Genomic DNA, 17,769 nt, shown 5'->3' with positions numbered 1-17,769 from the left:
TGGTTTTCCCAAGTTTAGGTCAAGGGCGGCCGCGGGGCATTTCTGTTATAAGACGCAAAGACCGTACGGAATTCATGCGGGGGAGTGTGCCCATGACGGCGCTGGAGTTGACACGCGAGATCGGTGAGGTGGCCGAACGCCTGCACCTGCTGACGCAGGCGCAGGTGCAGGCGGCGCTGGCCGCGCGCGCGGCCAAGCCGCTGGACGATGAGCACGATCCGGGCCTGGTCTATGTGGAAGAAGGGATGCTCAGCCGTGCCCAGCTGGACTATGTGGAGACGGTGCGGCGCTTCAAGTCGGTGCGCATCAGCGACAAGCGCTTCGGTGATCTGGCCATTGCCCGTGGCTGGGCCACCCATGAGCAGATCAATGCCGCTATGGAGGTGCAGAAGATCCTGTTCATGAAGGAGCACAAGGAGGTGCTCATCGGTGAGATGTTGGTGCGCCAACACGTCATCACCGCCGAACAGCGCGACATCCTGCTCAAGGTGCAGCACCGGGCGCGGCAGGAGGAGATCACCACGGCGCACGCTGCGCAGGCTTCGGCACCTGCACCTGCATCCGCACCTGCAACGCCGATGGCTACGGCATTGCCCGCTGGCACCGAGTCCGCTGCGACCCCGCCGCCGGCCACCCTTACCCCGGAATCCGCGCCGGCGGGTGAGGCGTATACCATCAGCATTGCCCCGGACAATCTCACCGCCTTCATTACCCTGCGCAATGCCGCCCAACGGCCGACAGCGGATACCGTGCGCGAGGCCTTGCACAAGGCGCACATCGAATACGGCATCGATGAGGCGGCGTTGCAACAGGCCTGCGATCCGGCGGCACCCCTGAACAAGGCATTGCCGCTGGCCCAGGGGCAGGCACCGCAGCCGGGACAGGATGCCGTGGTTGAATACCTGTTTGACCTGCATCCCCTGAAGGCGGGGCGCGAGAGCGACGATGCGATGGACTTCAAGGACCGTGGCGACATACCCCAAGTCGCGGTAGGCACGGTACTGGCGCGCAAGCAGCCGGCGGTGGATGGTGTGCCGGGACGCGACGTGCATGGCCGGGTGCTCAAGGTGGCCAAGGTCAAGGATGCGCGCCTGCAGGCGGGCAATGGCGCGCAACTGGAGCCGGATCGCCTGACGGTGGCGGCGCAGGTGGCCGGTCATCCGGTACTCACCGCCTCCGGAGTGATCGCCGTGCACCCGGAATACCGCATTGAAGGCGACCTTGGTTACAACACCGGCCATGTGAATTTTGCCGGCCGCGTCATCGTCAATGGCACCGTGCAGCCGGGCTTTCACGTCAAGTGCGGCGAACTGGTGGCCAAGGAGATCGAGGGCGGCGAAATCGAAGCCGAAGGCGATGTGGTCGTCGCCGGTGGCGTCATCGGTGCGCGCATACGCGCCGACGGTGTGGTGAAGGCGAAATACTTCCACACCAGCCATGTGGAGGCGATGGGCGACGTGGTGGCGCAGCGCGAGGTGGTTGAGTCTGGCATCGAGACCAGCGGTGTATTCCACGGCGAGACCTGCACCCTGCTGGCCTCCACGGTCTCGGCCAAAGGCGGTGTGATCGTGCAGGAGGTCGGTTCCATTTCATCGCCGCCTTGCCACATCAGCATCGGTATTGATGAGCGCGTATTGAATCAGATAACGCAGCATGAGGCGGCCATCGCCGCGCTGGAGCAGACCCTGCTCGCCATGGATGAGGAGAACGCGATGCTGGTCCAGCAGCGCAATGCGCTGGAGCCGCGTATCGCCGCGCTGGCGCAGGTGCAGGACAAGGCGCTGGTGCAGCAACGCGAATTGGAAAAGGCGGCGCGGCGTGGCGATGGCGCGGCACAGCAGCAACTGGAACGGCTGGCGCAGCAGAGTGCCGTGACCGAGCAGGAGATCAACACGCTGTTTGATGAGCAGGATGCCGCGGAAACCGCCCTGGCCGCGCTACAGACGCGGCAGGCGGCAACGCAGGAGGAGATCGCTGCGCTACGCGCGGAGATCGTGCGCCTGCGTGAGTGGATGCAGGAAACGCCCGGGCGTGCGGAGCTCAAGGTGCAGAAAACGACCTACCAGGGCACCGTCATTCGCGCTCCCCACAGTGAAACGAAATTGCAGGAAGACAAAAAGCTGCTCTGGTTGGAGGAGCGTGAGGTGACCAGTGCGCAGGGCGACACCGCCTGGCAGTTGGTGCCCAAGGGTTAGGGGCGCTCTGAATAAGTTCAGAGCGCCCGCGGCACAGGGATGTGCCGCCGTCTTCCAGCGATGATAGATTAAAAAGATACCTGCTAGTTGTTATCTCGGCTTACAGCTACCCGCGCCCCTGCCGCCTATCGGTTTGTTTTGTGTGCTCGAAGTAGGAGGCGAAGTTCCGGATGAGGATGGTGGGGCCGGGGGAGGTAGAGAGAGGCTGGCGCCGGTGAGGCGTTGGCGCTCGGCAGCTACCACTGAGACCAGTCGCGCACGCCGTTCTGCGGGGACGCCTTTCAGGGCCTGCACCCGGTCCACATAATCAGCGGTCTGATCCAATGCCCACGCCAACATCTCCTCGGCCTGGGTTCGTGTCAGGCCATAGTGAACTCCCAGGGCGATGAGGTTGGCGCGGAAGCCCCCGATGGCATCATCGAAGTCCAGAGGGATAGCGAAGCGGACATCGTGCCGCGGCCAGGCCCGCATCGGTGCCGGGTCGTAGACAGGGGAGAGTCGCACGTCGGCCGGCCCTCCCAGGAAGGACAGGTTTTGCAGGTGCATGTCGCCGTTGCCGGTGGCGACCGCGAAACACAGCCGCCGGTATATTTCCCGCTGGGTGGCGCGTACGTCGAGCGCCGTCACGGTGGCGAGCTTCTCCAGCCAGAGCGCCATCTCGGCAAGGTCTGTGTCCTGGTTGGAACTGAAGCGGCGGTTGCCGGTGGCAAATACCGAGAACAGAGTTTCCATCGGGATGGGCAGGCCGTCGCGTGTGCGGTCGAAACGCTCGATGGCCAGCAGCTCCAGGCCATCAAGGCTCACGCGCCAGAAGCGGGGCACCTCGAACCCGGCCTCCCGGTGCAGCTGCAGGCACAGGGCCTCCAGCTCGGCGATACCCTGGTATTCGGCCGGCTCAATCTTGAGTACCACATCGACGAAGGGGCGGCCGTCTACCGCGCGAGTGCCGGGCCGGGCGAAGGTACCGTCCCAGTCGGGCGCATCGGGGATGGCCACCAATAGCTTGGGGATCATGCCGCCGGCGGAGGGTGTCGGCCCGAGCAGCTCGGCCACCACCGCGGTATCCATCAACTCCACATTCAGGGCCACGTCGTCACGAATGGTTTGCCAGAAGCGCGAGCGGTCGGCGCGGTTGGTTGGGGCAGGGGTTGTGCGCGCGTAGGCCTCCACCACGGCACGGTCATCGCGGAACACATCGAGGTGGCCGATGCCGTTGTGGCCGGTGAGCAGCAGCAACTCCCAGTCCGTCTCGAATCCGGGGGCAGGTGGTACGGGGCGGGTCTGGAGGAGACGGGTGTAGAGTCGCCGCTGCAGGTTGCCACGCCCCTCACCGGGGATCAGCGCCATGAGGCGCGGGTGGAGAGGGAAAGTGTCCCGGGCAGGGAAGACCACCGGGTTACGGCCATACAGCTGCGACGAGGAGAGGAGGGACAGCCCGGCCGCCTGTGGCCCGAGGGCCAGGAACTCGGTGGTGTAGCTGAAGCGGGTTTCCTGCGGCGTCACCACCAGGTCGCCCATCTTGAGCGGCCCGGTGGGCAGGCGGGTCCAGACGACGGCGTGATAGTCGGCCATCAGAAGAACTCCCCGCGCCGGAGGGCGTCGAGCGGTTCACTGTCCGGCACGACCGTCAGGCGCAGGCCGACGACGCGTGCCAGCTTGGCCAACAGCCCGAAGTCGCCGTTGCCGCGGGTCTTCATGCGGGAGAGGGTTTCCGGTCGCGCGCCCGCACGCCGGGCCAGGGCACTCTCGTCGATGCCCTGCGCTTCGGCGGCCTTGAGGATCTGCTCCAGCACCCCCTGAAAGGCTTCGGGTTCATGAAAAGCGCGTCGCGCCATGACTATATACGCAATTAACTAGGAACCATGGGTTAAGTCTGGTTGTGATTGCGTAAATAGTCAATGAGTGCGAGACTCTGTGCCGGCACGGAGGCCAGCAACCCCGCTGGGTTGCGTTAATGGCGCATATCACTATAACGGATTGACAGTAGAGACATTTCCTTTCACCATGCCAAGAAATGGCAAATGAAAGGAAATGCGATGGAATACCAAGAGTTATCGCTTAATCAGCTGCGTGTCGCCATTGATCTGAGGCAGACCTACGAGGCGTACCGTGAGGCGCGACGCAACGCAGCCAAATATGCGGGAGGGATGGCCTGGAAAAAGGTCGCCGGACACGAATACCTCGTCAAAGTCATCAATCGTCGCGGTGGCACCAAGAGTCTGGGGCCGCGGTCACCAGAAACGGAGGTTGTTTACCAGGAGTTTGTTGCGGGCAAGGCCCGCGCCAAGGAGCGTGAGGCGGCTCTCGCGCAATCACTTCGGGAGTTGGGAGGTATGGCGCGTGGAGTGCTGGTCAACCGTGTCCCAACGGTTGTGGCCGCCACGTTGCGCAGGCTCGATGACTACGGGCTACTTGGCAAGAACCTGATGGTGATCGGCACCAACGCCATGTACGCCTACGAGGCGATGGCCGGGGTGAACTTCGACGTGGGGCTCTTGGCCACGACAGACATGGATCTTCTGTGGGATGCCGGGTCTCGCTTGAAGCTCGCGCTGTTTGACGAGGCGGTCGCTGATGCTGGCGTACTGGGGGTTCTGAAGAAGGTGGACAGCTCGTTCGCTCCTCTGTCGGACAAAGGGAGCTTCAGGGCGGTGAACAAGGCGGGGTTTCTCGTAGATTTGGTTCGGCCTACACCAAATCCACCCTGGAAACAGGGTGACCCAGCGCAACTTGCCGTCAATGACCTCAAGCCGTCGTGGCTGCCGAATATCCAGTGGCTGCTCGCCAGTGAGAAATTTCATGCTGTCGTGATCGGGCAGGACGGGCTTCCGGCACCTATGGTATGCCCTGATCCGCGGGCGTTTGCGGTCTACAAACTGTGGCTGAGTCAGCGCCCGGATCGGGAGCCTGCCAAACGGCGCCGCGACGAACTGCAGGCGAAGGCGACGATCAGTCTGGTGCGAGACAAGTTTCCACACATGCACCTTGATGCAAACGCAGAGCGCATGTTTCCGCAATCTGTGCGGGTGTTTTCACGGGACAATGATTTGGCGCCTTGAATAGGCGGTTAGCGACTTTCGGTCAGCAGAAGGCGGTCAATCTGGTTCAATAGAAGCCGGGTGGACCACCCCCATTCGCCCCGGACAGGCTCCACGGCAGGGGGTGTCGGCACTGCAGCCATGCGGCGTGCCCGTGGCCGCTGGGGGCGTTGCTGGGTGAGAGGTGATTTCGGGGGCATCGTTCTCTCCTCTACAGGAAGAATATCGAGGCTTGTGCACACCGTTACGGTGAAAGTGATGATGGGACTGTCGAGATGGGCCTTGTCGGGCGCAAATCGCGTACCAATGCGCGGATTCTGGCCGGAAAGACGGTCAGGCACTCATCATCGAACGACAGCCCAAGGTAGTGTTCCACATCCAAGGGGCGGCAATCCACCGGGAATTGTCCTTTCTATTACGATAAACGAAAAGTAAAGGACAACAAACAAAAAAACAAGTAGATATGCGCGGGCGTCGGGGTTACTTGAACTGCTTGCCCATGATGTAGCCCCAGTCCTCTTCAAGCATGGTGCGGATGCCACCCTTCCAGCGCGTGCTGACAGGACCAGGGATCAGGCGGTTGCCGTTCGGCTCAAAGATGACCTCCCCTCCCTTCATACAAGTCCCGCCCCCCTCCATTTCATTCTTGAGGGTTTGCTGGGCCTGTAGGATCCGCTCGCGCAGGGTGGGGTTGGTGCTGCTCGGGTTCCAACCCAGACCCGGCCAGCTCGGCAGGCGGAGATCCTGGGCCAAAACCATGTACTGGGTCACGTCGAACAAGATGCGCCCCAGCTCGCCTTCCGGGATGTCCTCTTTCTTCTTCACGCGATCCAGCAGCGCCTGCAGCTGCCCCTCGGCCTCGACATAGAGGCGCATGAAGCGGGTCATGCCCTTCCACAGGACGTAGGCGAAGGCCACCAGGCCCTTGTTTATCTCGCGGCGCTCGGCGTCGGTGTAGTTGTTCTCGGGCTTCGTGGCGAGCCGGCCGCGCATATTGAGCAGACTGTACTGCACCCAGGCCTGTAGCCCGTGCGGATCCTCGAACATTTTGTTATTCGTGTCACACAGATTGTTGTGACGACACCGGTAGCTCTCGGCGAGTTCGGCGTAGCTCTGGGCGGCCTGCTGGGAGTAGGCCAGATCGTTGCGCAGATTGTTCGCGATTGCCTGCTGGTTGGCCAGCTGGTGCGAGAGATTCCGGACTTGGGCGGTCAGCCGGCCGATCTCCTCGGCATCCTGAAGTGCCTGGCTGTTGTCGAACATCATTGGAATGAAAAGCTCTTTCATGCTGCCCTCCTTGTATCGCTTAAGTACTATATGAAACGCCGATCCGGCCGGTACCAGTGCGGGACGCCGGGGATGTCGCTGGCACGGTAACGCAGTTTCTGTTCGTTCTTCAGGCGGATGAGTTCGCCATAGACCGACAGGTAATGATAGCCGGCGTCCGGGCCGAAGATGGCCCGGCTGACCTCAATATCGGAGAGTGCCGGGTGTTCGTCAAGCACTTCGAGGATGCGGGTGGGCAGGTCGACGACAGTCATGGCGGCCTCTCTACGCGCCCGGCGCTGCGCGCAAATCCCTTGCCGAGCAACCCCTTCAAGGAATTCGCCATGGGCCTGTGGCATTACAGCAGCCGCACCTGGGCGGCCAAGGACTGGACACGCTGGCTGTCCTGGGCGGTACGCAGCCGGCTGGAGCCAGTGAAGAAAACGGCTGCGACCATCAAGAAACACCTGTAGGGCATCATCAATGCCGTTGTCTTGAAGGTACATAACGGTCATGCCGAGAGCATCAATAGCCGCATCCAGCGCATGAAGAGCCGGGCGCGGGGTTTCCGTAATCGGGCGCGCTTCCGCAATGCGATCTACTTCCATCTCGGCGGCCTTGACCTATACCACGCTCAGGTGGGGATCGGTGATTCAACCCACTCGAATCAGTGATGCCCCTTCAAGGATGACGGTAGCGAGGACCAGATTGCCCTGCTCCATCATCTCCACCTGCTTGAGCAGCAGCTTGTTATGCAGCAGGGTCAATTTGCAGGCCTCCACGGCCGGCTGCTTGCCGTGGCCGTAGCCCTCCAGTTACTTCTCATTGCCGTAGGTGCGCGCGACCTCCTCGTAGAGGCTGTCGCGCTCGGACGGGGTGTCGGTGTTGGCGGCGAGGCGGGCGTTCTTGGAGGCCAGGAAGGGCATCAGTCCGATGGAGCGGCGGGCAGCATCGGTGGCCCGGGCCGACTCGTAGGGGATGGTGCTGGTGGTGCCCGCGGTGTGTTCGTCGACGGCGAGGGTCTGGTAGAGGGTGTCGCCACCGACATTTTCGATGAATGCCATGGCGTCCTGCACGTCGGGGTCGGAGCTGTCGGGCGAGCTGCCGATCTGTGTCATGGAGAGGAACTCGGCGCTGCGGTCCTTGCCCTCACGCGGAGCGCCCTTGCCGTAGGTATGCACCAGCTTGGAGGCATGGACGCGACGCGCCCTGACGGACTCCTTGGTGGTCATGCTGCCGAAGTGAGCACTGAGGCGGATAGCGTCGACGGCCGTGTTCTCGTGGGCCTTGCCGGTGGCGGCCTGGTTGGCGCGGGCAACGGCGGCGGCGTAACAGGCGTCAGGGGCGGGTTCGGCGGCGCGTGCCAGCTCGCGATTGTATCGCTCTGCCTTCTAGGTGTTGATGGCATCCCCCAATTCGCCGAGGCCAGCAACAAACCGATCGGCGAGCTGCTTTGAGCAGTCGGTCAGCTTTCTGACCATGATGCCCATGGCGCTATCCAGTAGGCCCATTTTTCGATTCGCGTGGGCTAGAAGTCCAGGATGGACTTATTCAGACCTTCCTTATGATTCTCTCTCCATGCCATGCAGCGCGCGGAATTGTTCTGCCTGCTCCCGGCCCATGTACTTGGCCAGGACCTTGGCGTCGGTCTGGCGCAGGTCGACCATGATCAGGCCGTCGAGGGCGTTATTGAAGGCGTGATCCACGTTGAACCCCAGAATGTGGCCGCCCAGCTTCAGATATTGGCGCAGCAACACCGGCACACCCTTCTGATCCTCTTCCATGGCGGAAACCAGCTCCGACAGCTGCTCCAGATCGGCGGGCGTCGCCTGACCATGCAGCCAGCCGGGACGCCACGGGGCACGGAACGGGCGTCGTGGCCGCACATAGCGCGCCAACTGCGGTAGATAATTGTTGGCGCGCAGAAATTGCACCAGCAGCTGTTGTGACTGTGTGGCGTAATCGCCGCTGATGCTCACCGGGCCGAACAGCGTGCGGTAGTGCGGGTGGCGCGCCACGAACTGGCCGATGCCCTTCCACAGCAGCAGCAGCGGCGAGTAGCTGCGCTGGTATTCGGGACGCACAAAGGAGCGGCCCAGTTCGATGGCCGGGGCGATCTGTTGCAGCAGATGGGCGCGGTAGCGGAACAGCGAGTGGGTGTAGAGCCCCTTGACGCCGAAGTGGCGCACGATCTCGTCCGCCAGCCCGAGACGATAGGCGCCGACCAACTGATTGCTTCCCCGATCCCAGATGAACAGATGTAAGTAGTAGGCATCGTACAAATCGATATCGCGGCTGCGGCCAGTGCCTTCGCCGGCGGCGCGAAAGGTGATCTCGCGCAGGCGGCCAATCTCCTGCAGCAGCCAGGGGATCTGGTCGGCCTTGGCGTACCACACTTGCAAGTCGCCGCTTTGATCCAGTTGCTGCTCCTGTGGCAGGGCTGCGACCTCGGCGCTGAGCAGGGACGCTGCCACCTCAGTGGAAATTTCGTCCTGTGGCTGCCCCCCGGAAACTCGCTCCGGGGCACGCTTGGTATGCGCAGACAGTGCATAGCAGCGTAGCCGCAGTTGTGCGGTCATGACGTCATCATCCAGCGGCTTGAGTTTGGCAAACGGAATCGCTGCGCCGATGCGCGGTGTGATGGTGCGGTTGCGTTTATTGAGCAGCTCGCGTGGCAGAAGGGCCGTGCGCAGGCGCGGGTGCAGCAGGCCGGCCAAGTGGAACAGCAGGCTGTTGCCGCCGGGGAAATACACCGGCACCACCGGCGCCGCCGTGCGGCGCACCAGCCGCGCCACAGTGTTATGCCACGGCGGATCGATGGTGGCACCATCGAGACGGCGACGGGACACCTCCCCGGCAGGGAAGATCACCAGCAGTCCGCCCTGCTGCAGATGCGCCATGGCCTGCTTGAGCGGGCGCAGGTTGCGACCGGCGGCGCCCTCGCCGCCGAACGGGTCGACGCTGATGAACAGTTCACGCAGTTCAGGAATGCGTTCCAGAAAGTAATTGGCGAGGATCTTCACGTCGGGGCGCACGCGGCGCAGTTGCTGCGCCAGGATCACGCCCTCGAGCGCGCCGAAGGGATGGTTGGCGACCACTACCAGCGGCCCGCTGGCCGGTATGCGCTGCAAGGCCTCCTCCGGGCAGTGTACGCGGATGTGAAATGCATCCAGTGTCTGTTGCAGAAAGTGATCGCAGTCAATGGTGGGGGGCAGGGCCTGATACATGCGGCCCAGCCGTGCCAGGGCGAAGGTATGTTCCACGGTTCCTTCCAACAGACGATTCAACGGCTCATGGTGGGTGAGACGCAGGCTGCCGTTGAGGCTGAAGGGGTGGGCGCGCGGGCACGCGGTCATGACGTTTCTCCATCGCTATATAAGTACGATGGCGTAACGGTAGAGCAGGCGTGTGACGACGGGATGACGGGAGTGCTTCAGTTTTGAGTATCGAGACGTGAAACGAAACCGTTTCTTAACCCACCCGTAGCTTCCCGGCAACATTCGGCAGGCACAGTGCGCACAACGCATGCCACGGGGAGTGCCGCCATGAGCAGAGTGCAGTTACGTGCCATCTTCATCTCCGATGTTCATCTCGGCACGCGTGATGCGCAGGCCGAGCACCTGTTGGATTTTCTGCGCCATACCGATAGCGAGTATCTCTACCTGCTCGGCGACATCGTTGACTTCTGGAAGGCGCAAAGCGGCTGGTACTGGCCGCGGCAGCACACGGAGGTGGTGCAGGCGATACTGGAAAAGGCGCGGCGCGGTACGCGGGTGATCTATGTCCCCGGCAATCACGATGAGTGGTTGCGCGATTATGCCGGTGCCGAGTTCAACGGCATCGAGCTGCGCCTTGGTCTGGTGCACCAGACTCTCGCCGGTCGTCGCCTGCTGCTGGTGCATGGCGATGAATTCGACAGTGCCGTGCGTTGCAATCGCCTGCTCAGTCATGTGGGTAGCGGCTTCTACGATGTATTACTGCTCCTCAACCGCGCCTATAACCGGGCGCGGCGCACGCTGGGCTTTCCCTACTGGTCGCTGTCGTCCTGGATCAAGGGGCGGGTGAAGAATGCGGTGGCCTATGTGCAGCGCTTCGAGCAGGCGGCATTGCATGAGGCGGCGCGCCATCATATGGACGGCCTGGTGTGCGGCCACATCCATCAGCCGGCCCTGCTGCATGCCGACGGTCTGTGCTACGCCAATCCAGGCGATTGGGTGGAGCATTGCAGTGCGTTGGTGGAAACGCCGCAGGGCGAGCTGCGCCTGATCCGCTGGGCGGAGGAAAGCGTGCACTGGCTGCAGGACGACGTTGCCGAATCGGAGGCGGTGCCGGGTACGGCGCCGGCGTGAACAGGGGGACGGTGCGGCGGGATGCCGTGCCGCTGTGTGAGCCGTCACACATTGTGCGCCGCAGGCGGGTTTAATTTTCCCCGTACGGCGCTATACTCGACCGATTGTTGGCTAGCCAGGTAAGGCATTCACGGATGAAGCTCTCTCCCCTCTGGTCGGGTGTCACGGTGGCGGTGGCCATCCTCCTGACCGTCCTGCTGTTCGATGCGCAGAGCCAGCAACGTCTGGCGGTCGGGCAACGGGCCGAGGTGGCGCAGGAACTGCATCTGCTGCGGGCGCGCATCGAGGCCCTGCTCGACAAATACCGCTACCTCGGCACCGGTCTTGGTGCCTATCTCACTACGTACCCCGCAGTTGACCCGCAGGATTTTGCCGCCGTGCTGCGCAGTCTGTCGCGTGATGACACCGTGCTGCGCGGGGTGGTGGTTCTGCACGAGGGCGAACCCCTCCATGCCTTTGTCGCCCCGCCCCAGCCCCATCAATCCAGCGCCCCGCTGCGCCTGGTGGTCCCGGTGCCGGCACAGGAGGATGGTCGCCGTCCCTGGGGACAGATTGAAATCGATCTGGATCGCGGCGCCCTGCTGGCGCGGGCCGGCCTGTCCGTAGCCGCGGATCGACCCCTGCTGGCGGTACGCGGCAATGACGGCCGCCTGTTGGCGGGAGCGCCGGCGGTATTCGCCGCCGCCCAGGCCGAGCTGCAGGTGGCCATGCCGGACGGCCACTGGACCTTGGCCGGCTACTCCCGCGCGCCCGCGGAGATGCAGCCCTGGGCCTGGGTGTTCGGGGTGTTGTGCGCGCTGGTGGGTGGGGTTGCCACCTGGCAGTTGCGCCATGCCCAGATCACCACCCGCCGCCTGGCCCTGCATGACTGTCTCACCGGCCTGCCCAACCGCCGGCTGTTGCAGGACCGCGTGCAGCAGGCGTGTGCCGCCGCCGCCCGCTCGCAGCGGCAGATCGTGCTCATGTACCTGGACCTGGACAATTTCAAACCCGTCAACGACAACTACGGCCACCATGCCGGTGACGAGGTGCTGCGCGAGGTGGCGCAACGCCTGCGCCATTGTGTACGGCGCAGTGACACCGTGGCGCGGGTCAGCGGCGATGAGTTCGTGCTGATGCTGGACGATCTGGCGGAGATCGCCGAAGCGGAGACGGTGGCGGACAAGGTTCTGGCCATCTTCGCCCGTCCCATCGTCGTCGGCGAGCACGCCTTCGTGCTGGGTTGCAGCATCGGTCTGGTCGCCATGGAGGCCGGCTGTGACGTGGACCAGGCCCTGGTGCGGGCGGACAGCGCCATGTATCAGGCCAAGCGCGACGGCAAGAACAGCTACCGCTGGTATGTCAGCGAACCGGAGCAGCTCAAGCTGGAGGTGGCCGCCGAAACGGCGGTTTGAGTTGCTGCTTGGCCTGCACCGCGAATAGCGCGGTCCCTCACGACATCAACGCACCTCGGCGGCGCCCTCGCCACGCGGGTCGCTCGCTGCCAGCACGCGTTTCCCCTTCCGGTCCCACCATACCGCCTGCATATTGCCCCAGGGCTGCTGCACCTGTTGCAGGGCGTGGCCGCGCAGGGTCAGTTCGTCCTGTACCTCTGCGCTCAATGCCCCCGGCTCGAACTGGAGGGTATCGGGCTGGTACTGGTGATGAAAGCGCGGCCGCGCCACCCAGGCCGACGGCTCGCGCCCTGCGGCAAATTCCAGCGTACCCAGCAGCACCATGGTGATGATGCGGCTGCCCCCCGGCGTGCCGAGGATCGCCACGCCGTCGGGGCCATCGATGAAGGTCGGCGTCATGCTGGACAGTGGCCGCTTACCCGGGGCGATGGCGTTGGCCTCGGCACCCACCAGACCGTAGGCATTGGCTACGCCCGGTTTGGCGGAGAAGTCATCCATTTCATCATTGAGCAGAACGCCGCTGCCCTCCGGCATGAAGCCCGAACCGAAGGGATAGTTGATGCTCAGGGTGGCGGCGACCCGGTTGCCCGCGCGGTCGAGGATCGAGAAATGGGTGGTGTGGTGGCCGCCCGGTACGGTCGCCACACCGGGCAGGTCGCGGCTGGGTGTGGCCTGCGCCGGGTCGATGGCGGTGCGCAGCCCTGTGGCGTAGGCCGGGTCGGTGAGGCGGGCCACCGGCACGGTGACGAAATCGGGGTCGCCAAGGAACTCGGCGCGGTCACGGTAGGCGCGGCGCATGGCCTCCACGGCGAGATGCACGCGGTCCGCCTCCGCCAGCGCCTCCCACTCGTAGCCGGCCAGGATGTTGAGTATCTGCAGTAGGGCGACGCCGCCCGAGGAGGGCGGCGCGGCGGTGGTTATGTTCAGGCCGCGAAACGTGCCCCGGACCGGCGTCCGCTCCACCACGCGGTAATCATGCAGGTCTGCCGCGCTCCAGATACCGCCGGCGGCCTGGATGCCGGCAAGCAGCGCCGTGGCAGTGGGACCGGCGTAGAAGCCGCCCCGGCCGCCGCGCGCCAGCCGCTCCAGGGTGCGGGCCAGTTCGGGCTGACGGATGCGGTGACCCAGGGGCGGCACGGCGCCGTCTTTGAGAAAGGTGCGCGCGGCGGCCGGTGAGGTGCGCAGGGTCTCCAGACGAAACGTGGCCATGCGCTGGTAGTGTTCGCTCACTTCAAAGCCGTCGCGGGCGTGCCGGATGGCGGGGGCTAGGCTGCGGCTGAGGGGCAGACGGCCGTAACGCTCGGCGATGTGCACCAGGGCCGCCGGGGCACCGGGAATGGCGGCGGCCAGGGCGCCGTCCATGGAGCGGCCCGGAATCACCTCGCCCTGAGCGTCCAGATACATGTCGCGGTGGGCCGCCAGGGGCGCCCGTTCGCGCCCGTCCACCATTACCTGATGGCCGTCCCGGGCGCGGTGCAGCAGCCAGAAGCCGCCGCCACCCAGCCCGGAGCTGTAGGGTTCCACCACCGCCAGGCTGGCGCTCACCGCGACGGCCGCATCGAAGGCATTGCCGCCGGCGGCGAGGATTTCATGGCCGGCGGCGGTGGCGAGGGGGTGGGCGCTGGCCACCGCGGCAGCCGGCGGTGGGGCCGCCTGGGCGAGCGGCAGCCAGAGCAGGAGCAGCAACAGACGGAACATGGCGATCTCCCGGAAACGACAAGGCCCCGACGGGCGGGGCCTTGCGTGTACAACATGATGGTGCAGGGCTTAGCCCTTTTGCAGCTTTTCGTACTTGGCCAACAACTGCTCGTGGGTTTCCACGTGGCTGGGATCCTTGGGAATACAGTCTACCGGGCAGACTTCCACGCACTGCGGGGTATCGTAGTGGCCGACGCACTCCGTGCACAGATTGGGGTCGATGACGTAAATGTCGTCGCCCTGCGAGATGGCGCCGTTGGGGCACTCGGGCTCGCACACATCACAATTGATGCACTCGTCGGTGATCATCAGTGCCATGGACTTCTAACCTCCTGCTGACGGACGCCGCAGCGCCCTATGGATACAATGCGCACTATATTAGCGCAATCTGTTTTGAAGTGCAGCCAGCACCTTGGGGTGGACGAAGGCGGACACATCGCCGCCCAGGGAGGCCACCTCCTTGACCAGGCTGGAAGAAATGAAGGCGTAGTTCTCCGCCGGGGTGAGGAACAGGGTTTCCACCTTGGGCGCCAGGCGGCGATTCATGCCGGCGAGCTGGAACTCATACTCGAAATCGGACACCGCGCGCAGGCCACGCAGGATCACCTGGGCATTGCACTGCTGCACGTAGTCGGCTAACAGGGTGTCGAAGCCGCATACCTCCACATTGGGCAGCCCGGCCAGGGCCTCGCGTGCCATGGCAATGCGCTCGTCCAGGCTGAAGGCCGGCTGCTTCTTGGCATTGGCGGCAATGGCGACGATGACCTTGTAGAACAGCCGCGACGCCCGTTCGATGATGTCGCTGTGGCCGTTGGTGATGGGGTCGAAGGTGCCGGGATAGAGGGCGGTAATGTGCATCGGTGGTCCGGATAGGGGGGCGTGGCGGAATCATAGCATGACAGCCAGGCTACCCGCCGGTGCTGACGGCCCGTTATTGCAGCATGAAGGTCTCGTATTCCAGCGCCTCGAAGCGCCGCTCCAGCCACCACAACCCGACGAGGACGGTCAGCAGCAGGCTGAGGGCAAAACCGTAACCGAAGAAGGACGCCCCCAGCTCGATGCTGATCCAGCTGAACAGCGTATTGCTCACCAGGAACAGACCGGTGAGGATCATCACCATGCGGCGCTTGTCCAGGTAGAACAGAATATTGAGGATGCCGAGCAGGATCACCTGCAGCGAGGTGGCGACCACGTCCACCGATAGCAGCGGCAGGTAGAGCGGCGAGATGCCGAGCCATTGCAGCAGCCGCTCGCCCAGGGCAAAGATGATCAGCACGGTAACCGCCTGGATCTTGGCGATGTCGAACAGGCCTTGGCGCGCCGCGTGCACCAGATTGTTGCGTGTGCGTTCGATGGTGGCCAGCGGTGCGCCATCGCGCACGCAGTCGTAGAACTTGTCGTAGTACTCCACGAAATCGGTTTCGATGCGCACCAGGAATACCGCCATGCCTGGGATGATGGCGAGGTAGGCGAGGAAGATGGGCAGGTCGTAGATCACCGAGGCGCGCAGCGGGCCGATGATGTGCTGGCTGGTTTCCGGCGTGAACCAGAAGATGAATTTGTCGGCCCAGATCGCTGCGTTGTAGAACAGGCCGGTGAGCATCAGGGAACTGAACATGGCGCCGGGCCGGAACAGATCGAAGCCAACGCCGCGATTGGAGCGGAAACTGCGGTAGATCAGCGCCATCATGCCGGTGAGCAGCAGGAAGTGACCGCTGACAAAGCCGGCCATCAGGCCCTCCAGGCCGAAGGGACGCAGCAGCAGTGCGGCAGCGATGACCACCATATAGCCGACAAAGAACAGCGCCACGATCTCCTTGTATTTTTTCATGCCGGAGAGAAATACCGCGGCGACCCAGGTGGCGCACATGATGACGAAGGCGGCGAGCAGCAGCAGCCGGTAGAGTACCGACTCCTGGGCGAACAGCAGCACGATGATCGCCAGACCGACCAGACCGCTGCTCACCACGGTGGTGAGCAGCAGGCCGTTGAAGTTGGGCAGCACCCAATCGTCCTTCTTCTCGAACAAGCGATCGGCGATGAAGCGGGTGAAGGACAGTTGCACCAGGCCAGTGAAGATCAGTGACGCCGCCATCACGTAGGTGACGGACACCTGGAACTGCACGATCAGGCCACGCGGCTCCACCACGCCGATACTGAGAATACCGATGAGCAGGATGCCGATGATGGAAAGGATCCACGGGCCGGCGCTGATCACGCCGGCATAGGCATAGGCTTGCAGCAGACCGCCGTAGCTTTCCGTGCGCAGCAGTTTTCTCAGTTCGAATCCGATGCCGGCCATGAGAGCAGTTTCTGGTAAAGGGAACGGTAGTTGTCGAACATCATCGGCTGGGTGTAATAGGTTTCCACCCGCGCAATGGCCGCGGCGCTGGCCTTGCGCCAGGCCGCGGCGTCGGTGAGCAGATGGTGCACACCGTCGGCCAGTGCCTGCGGGTCGGCGATGCCCACCACATGGCCGCAGGCACCGAGGGCCTGATCCGCCGGCGTCAGGCCGTAGATCAGCTGGCGGCAGGAGCCCACATCGGTGGTCACCGCCGGCACGCCGGCCGCATAGCCTTCCAGCAGCACCAGCGGCAGCGCCTCGCTGATGGAGCTGAGCACCACCACGCCTACCTTGGGCAGCAGTTCGGTCAGCTGTTGAAAGCCGAGGAAGCGCACCTTGCCGTCGAGGCCAAGGCTGTGCACCAGCTGGCGGCATTCGTCGGCATAGGCTGGGTCCTCGTCTTCCGGTCCGGCGATCCATGCCTCCGCCTCGGGCTGGCGCGAGATCACCACGCGGGCGGCGCGGATGAAGGTCTTGATGTCCTTGATCGGCACCACGCGGCCGATGAGACAGAACACCGGTGGTATCTCGACCGGCCGCTGCGCACGCAGCGGCGCGAAACGTTCCACGTCGATGCCGTTGGGGATGTTGCGGGTGCGCTCTGCTGGCGCGCCATCGGTGATCTGGCGCAGGCGGTTGGCCTCATACAGCGCGACGATATCGTCGGACATGCTGTAGGTGACGCGGCCCAGCGCCTCGAAGAAGCGGATCCACATGCGACGAAAGTGACTGACCTCGCCCAGTTCGCGCTCGAAGGTGTTGCGGTTGTCGGATATCCATTGCGCCTGGTAGAGGTCGATGCGCCGCTCCTTGGTGTAGATGCCATGTTCCGACAACAGCAACGGGCGCTGGCGCAGCAGCTTGAGCAGTGCTCCGAGAAAACCGGCATAGCCGGTGGACACCGCGTGATAGACACGGCCCTGGGGGCACTCCATGGCGATACGCACCAGCTGCCAGATCGGTGCATGGATGGTGCGCACGGTCCAGAAGTAATCGGTGAACGACGGATCGGTACAGTGGGCACGGAACATTTCGATGAGGTAGTCCCAGGCGGCGCGGCTGTGCAGAAACACCTCCTGGTCCAGTTCACCGCCCGGGCGGCACGCGTGCGCCACCTGGGCCAGCCAGTTGTGCGGATCGTCGGCGCCGGCGCGAAAGCGATCGTGCATGCGGCGTACACCGGCCATGGCGTCGGCATCGGCATGCACCGCGCGTACCGGTGGCGGTTCGTGATCGCCAAACAGATAATGGGTCTCCAGCGCCACCACGTTATCCGGAATCTTGTACTTCATGTCGCCGTAATCTTCCGGCCGGCTGCCGATGAACACCACGGCGAAGGTCAGATCGGGAAAACCGCGGATGATCTGGTTGACCCAGCTCGACACGCCGCCCGATACGTAGGGAAAGGTGCCTTCCAGCAGCAGCGTGACGTCGGCCTGCGGCTTGGTCACCGGTGCCGCCGTGCCCGCCGCGCCGAACATGTGT

The 17,769-nt window shown here is 63.9% G+C and carries 17 protein-coding genes; 6 read left to right on the top strand and 11 right to left on the bottom strand.

Translation table 11 applies throughout. From position 1 onward, the window contains the following. Window positions 1-92: 92 nt before the first annotated feature. Entirely contained in the window at window positions 93-2,195 is a 2,103-nt protein-coding gene (locus ACMV8A_RS07225) for a flagellar assembly protein A (protein ID WP_495325087.1), read from the top strand. Between the two features lie 90 nt (window positions 2,196-2,285). On the opposite strand, the gene ACMV8A_RS07220 is transcribed toward ACMV8A_RS07225, so the two are convergent. Further along, window positions 2,286-3,767 carry a type II toxin-antitoxin system HipA family toxin gene (locus ACMV8A_RS07220; protein WP_495325086.1) on the bottom strand — a complete coding sequence of 494 codons (1,482 nt, stop codon included), beginning with the start codon at window positions 3,765-3,767 and terminating at the stop codon, window positions 2,286-2,288. Beyond that, on the bottom strand, window positions 3,767-4,030 hold the full coding sequence (locus tag ACMV8A_RS07215; RefSeq protein WP_495325085.1) for a hypothetical protein: 264 nt from the start codon (window positions 4,028-4,030) through the stop codon (window positions 3,767-3,769). Before ACMV8A_RS07215 ends, ACMV8A_RS07220 begins: the two co-directional genes overlap by 1 nt. Window positions 4,031-4,231: 201 nt before the next feature. Between ACMV8A_RS07215 and ACMV8A_RS07210 the strand changes: the two genes are divergently transcribed. Continuing rightward, a complete protein-coding gene (locus ACMV8A_RS07210; protein ID WP_495325084.1) occupies window positions 4,232-5,254 on the top strand; it encodes a GSU2403 family nucleotidyltransferase fold protein in 1,023 nt (340 codons plus the stop codon). A gap of 459 nt (window positions 5,255-5,713) precedes the next feature. Here ACMV8A_RS07210 and ACMV8A_RS07205 read toward each other — a convergent pair whose 3' ends face one another. Both ACMV8A_RS07205 and ACMV8A_RS07200 read right to left on the bottom strand, forming a co-directional pair. Then, window positions 5,714-6,520: a hypothetical protein gene (locus ACMV8A_RS07205; protein WP_495325083.1), complete on the bottom strand. Its 807-nt coding sequence runs from the start codon at window positions 6,518-6,520 to the stop codon at window positions 5,714-5,716. A gap of 26 nt (window positions 6,521-6,546) precedes the next feature. Then, window positions 6,547-6,774 carry a hypothetical protein gene (locus tag ACMV8A_RS07200; protein WP_495325082.1) on the bottom strand — a complete coding sequence of 76 codons (228 nt, stop codon included), beginning with the start codon at window positions 6,772-6,774 and terminating at the stop codon, window positions 6,547-6,549. Window positions 6,775-6,813: 39 nt separating this feature from the next. On the opposite strand from ACMV8A_RS07200, the gene ACMV8A_RS07195 reads away from it, so the two are divergent. Both ACMV8A_RS07195 and ACMV8A_RS07190 read left to right on the top strand, forming a co-directional pair. Next, entirely contained in the window at window positions 6,814-6,972 is a 159-nt protein-coding gene (locus tag ACMV8A_RS07195; RefSeq protein ID WP_495325081.1) for a transposase, read from the top strand. A 3-nt stretch (window positions 6,973-6,975) separates the two neighbouring features. Next, the gene (locus tag ACMV8A_RS07190; protein ID WP_495325147.1) at window positions 6,976-7,173 is read left to right on the top strand and encodes a transposase; all 198 of its coding nucleotides are present in this window, start codon (window positions 6,976-6,978) and stop codon (window positions 7,171-7,173) included. 141 nt (window positions 7,174-7,314) lie between these two features. Here ACMV8A_RS07190 and ACMV8A_RS07185 read toward each other — a convergent pair whose 3' ends face one another. Together ACMV8A_RS07185 and ACMV8A_RS07180 are read right to left on the bottom strand one after the other, a co-directional pair. Further along, window positions 7,315-7,731: a hypothetical protein gene (locus tag ACMV8A_RS07185; protein WP_495325080.1), complete on the bottom strand. Its 417-nt coding sequence runs from the start codon at window positions 7,729-7,731 to the stop codon at window positions 7,315-7,317. Between the two features lie 330 nt (window positions 7,732-8,061). Then, complete coding sequence (locus ACMV8A_RS07180; RefSeq protein WP_495325079.1) at window positions 8,062-9,855, bottom strand: bifunctional lysophospholipid acyltransferase family protein/GNAT family N-acetyltransferase; 1,794 nt, start codon at window positions 9,853-9,855, stop codon at window positions 8,062-8,064. A 189-nt stretch (window positions 9,856-10,044) separates the two neighbouring features. On the opposite strand from ACMV8A_RS07180, the gene ACMV8A_RS07175 reads away from it, so the two are divergent. Together ACMV8A_RS07175 and ACMV8A_RS07170 are read left to right on the top strand one after the other, a co-directional pair. Beyond that, a complete protein-coding gene (locus ACMV8A_RS07175) occupies window positions 10,045-10,848 on the top strand; it encodes a UDP-2,3-diacylglucosamine diphosphatase (RefSeq protein WP_495325078.1) in 804 nt (267 codons plus the stop codon). Window positions 10,849-10,982: 134 nt separating this feature from the next. Continuing rightward, entirely contained in the window at window positions 10,983-12,242 is a 1,260-nt protein-coding gene (locus ACMV8A_RS07170) for a diguanylate cyclase domain-containing protein (protein WP_495325077.1), read from the top strand. Between the two features lie 45 nt (window positions 12,243-12,287). Here ACMV8A_RS07170 and ggt read toward each other — a convergent pair whose 3' ends face one another. The 5 genes from ggt to pelF form a co-directional block, all read right to left on the bottom strand. Then, window positions 12,288-13,940, bottom strand: coding sequence for a gamma-glutamyltransferase (gene ggt / locus ACMV8A_RS07165; RefSeq protein WP_495325076.1), 1,653 nt, complete (start codon window positions 13,938-13,940; stop codon window positions 12,288-12,290). Between the two features lie 69 nt (window positions 13,941-14,009). After that, on the bottom strand, window positions 14,010-14,258 hold the full coding sequence (locus ACMV8A_RS07160; protein ID WP_495325075.1) for a YfhL family 4Fe-4S dicluster ferredoxin: 249 nt from the start codon (window positions 14,256-14,258) through the stop codon (window positions 14,010-14,012). Window positions 14,259-14,318: 60 nt separating this feature from the next. Continuing rightward, window positions 14,319-14,798 (bottom strand): pantetheine-phosphate adenylyltransferase, encoded by a 480-nt coding sequence (gene coaD, locus ACMV8A_RS07155; RefSeq protein WP_495325074.1) that lies wholly within the window; start codon window positions 14,796-14,798, stop codon window positions 14,319-14,321. 73 nt (window positions 14,799-14,871) lie between these two features. Continuing rightward, entirely contained in the window at window positions 14,872-16,242 is a 1,371-nt protein-coding gene (pelG, locus tag ACMV8A_RS07150; RefSeq protein ID WP_495325073.1) for an exopolysaccharide Pel transporter PelG, read from the bottom strand. Further along, a complete protein-coding gene (pelF, locus tag ACMV8A_RS07145; protein ID WP_495325146.1) occupies window positions 16,218-17,765 on the bottom strand; it encodes a GT4 family glycosyltransferase PelF in 1,548 nt (515 codons plus the stop codon). The genes pelG and pelF overlap by 25 nt, the downstream gene beginning before the upstream one ends. Between the last annotated feature and the right edge of the window lie 4 nt (window positions 17,766-17,769).

Source organism: Sulfurivermis sp. (assembly GCF_059410345.1).
The sequence above is the reverse complement of the archived record's forward strand: the minus strand, read 5'-3'. Positions and strand labels throughout refer to the sequence as shown.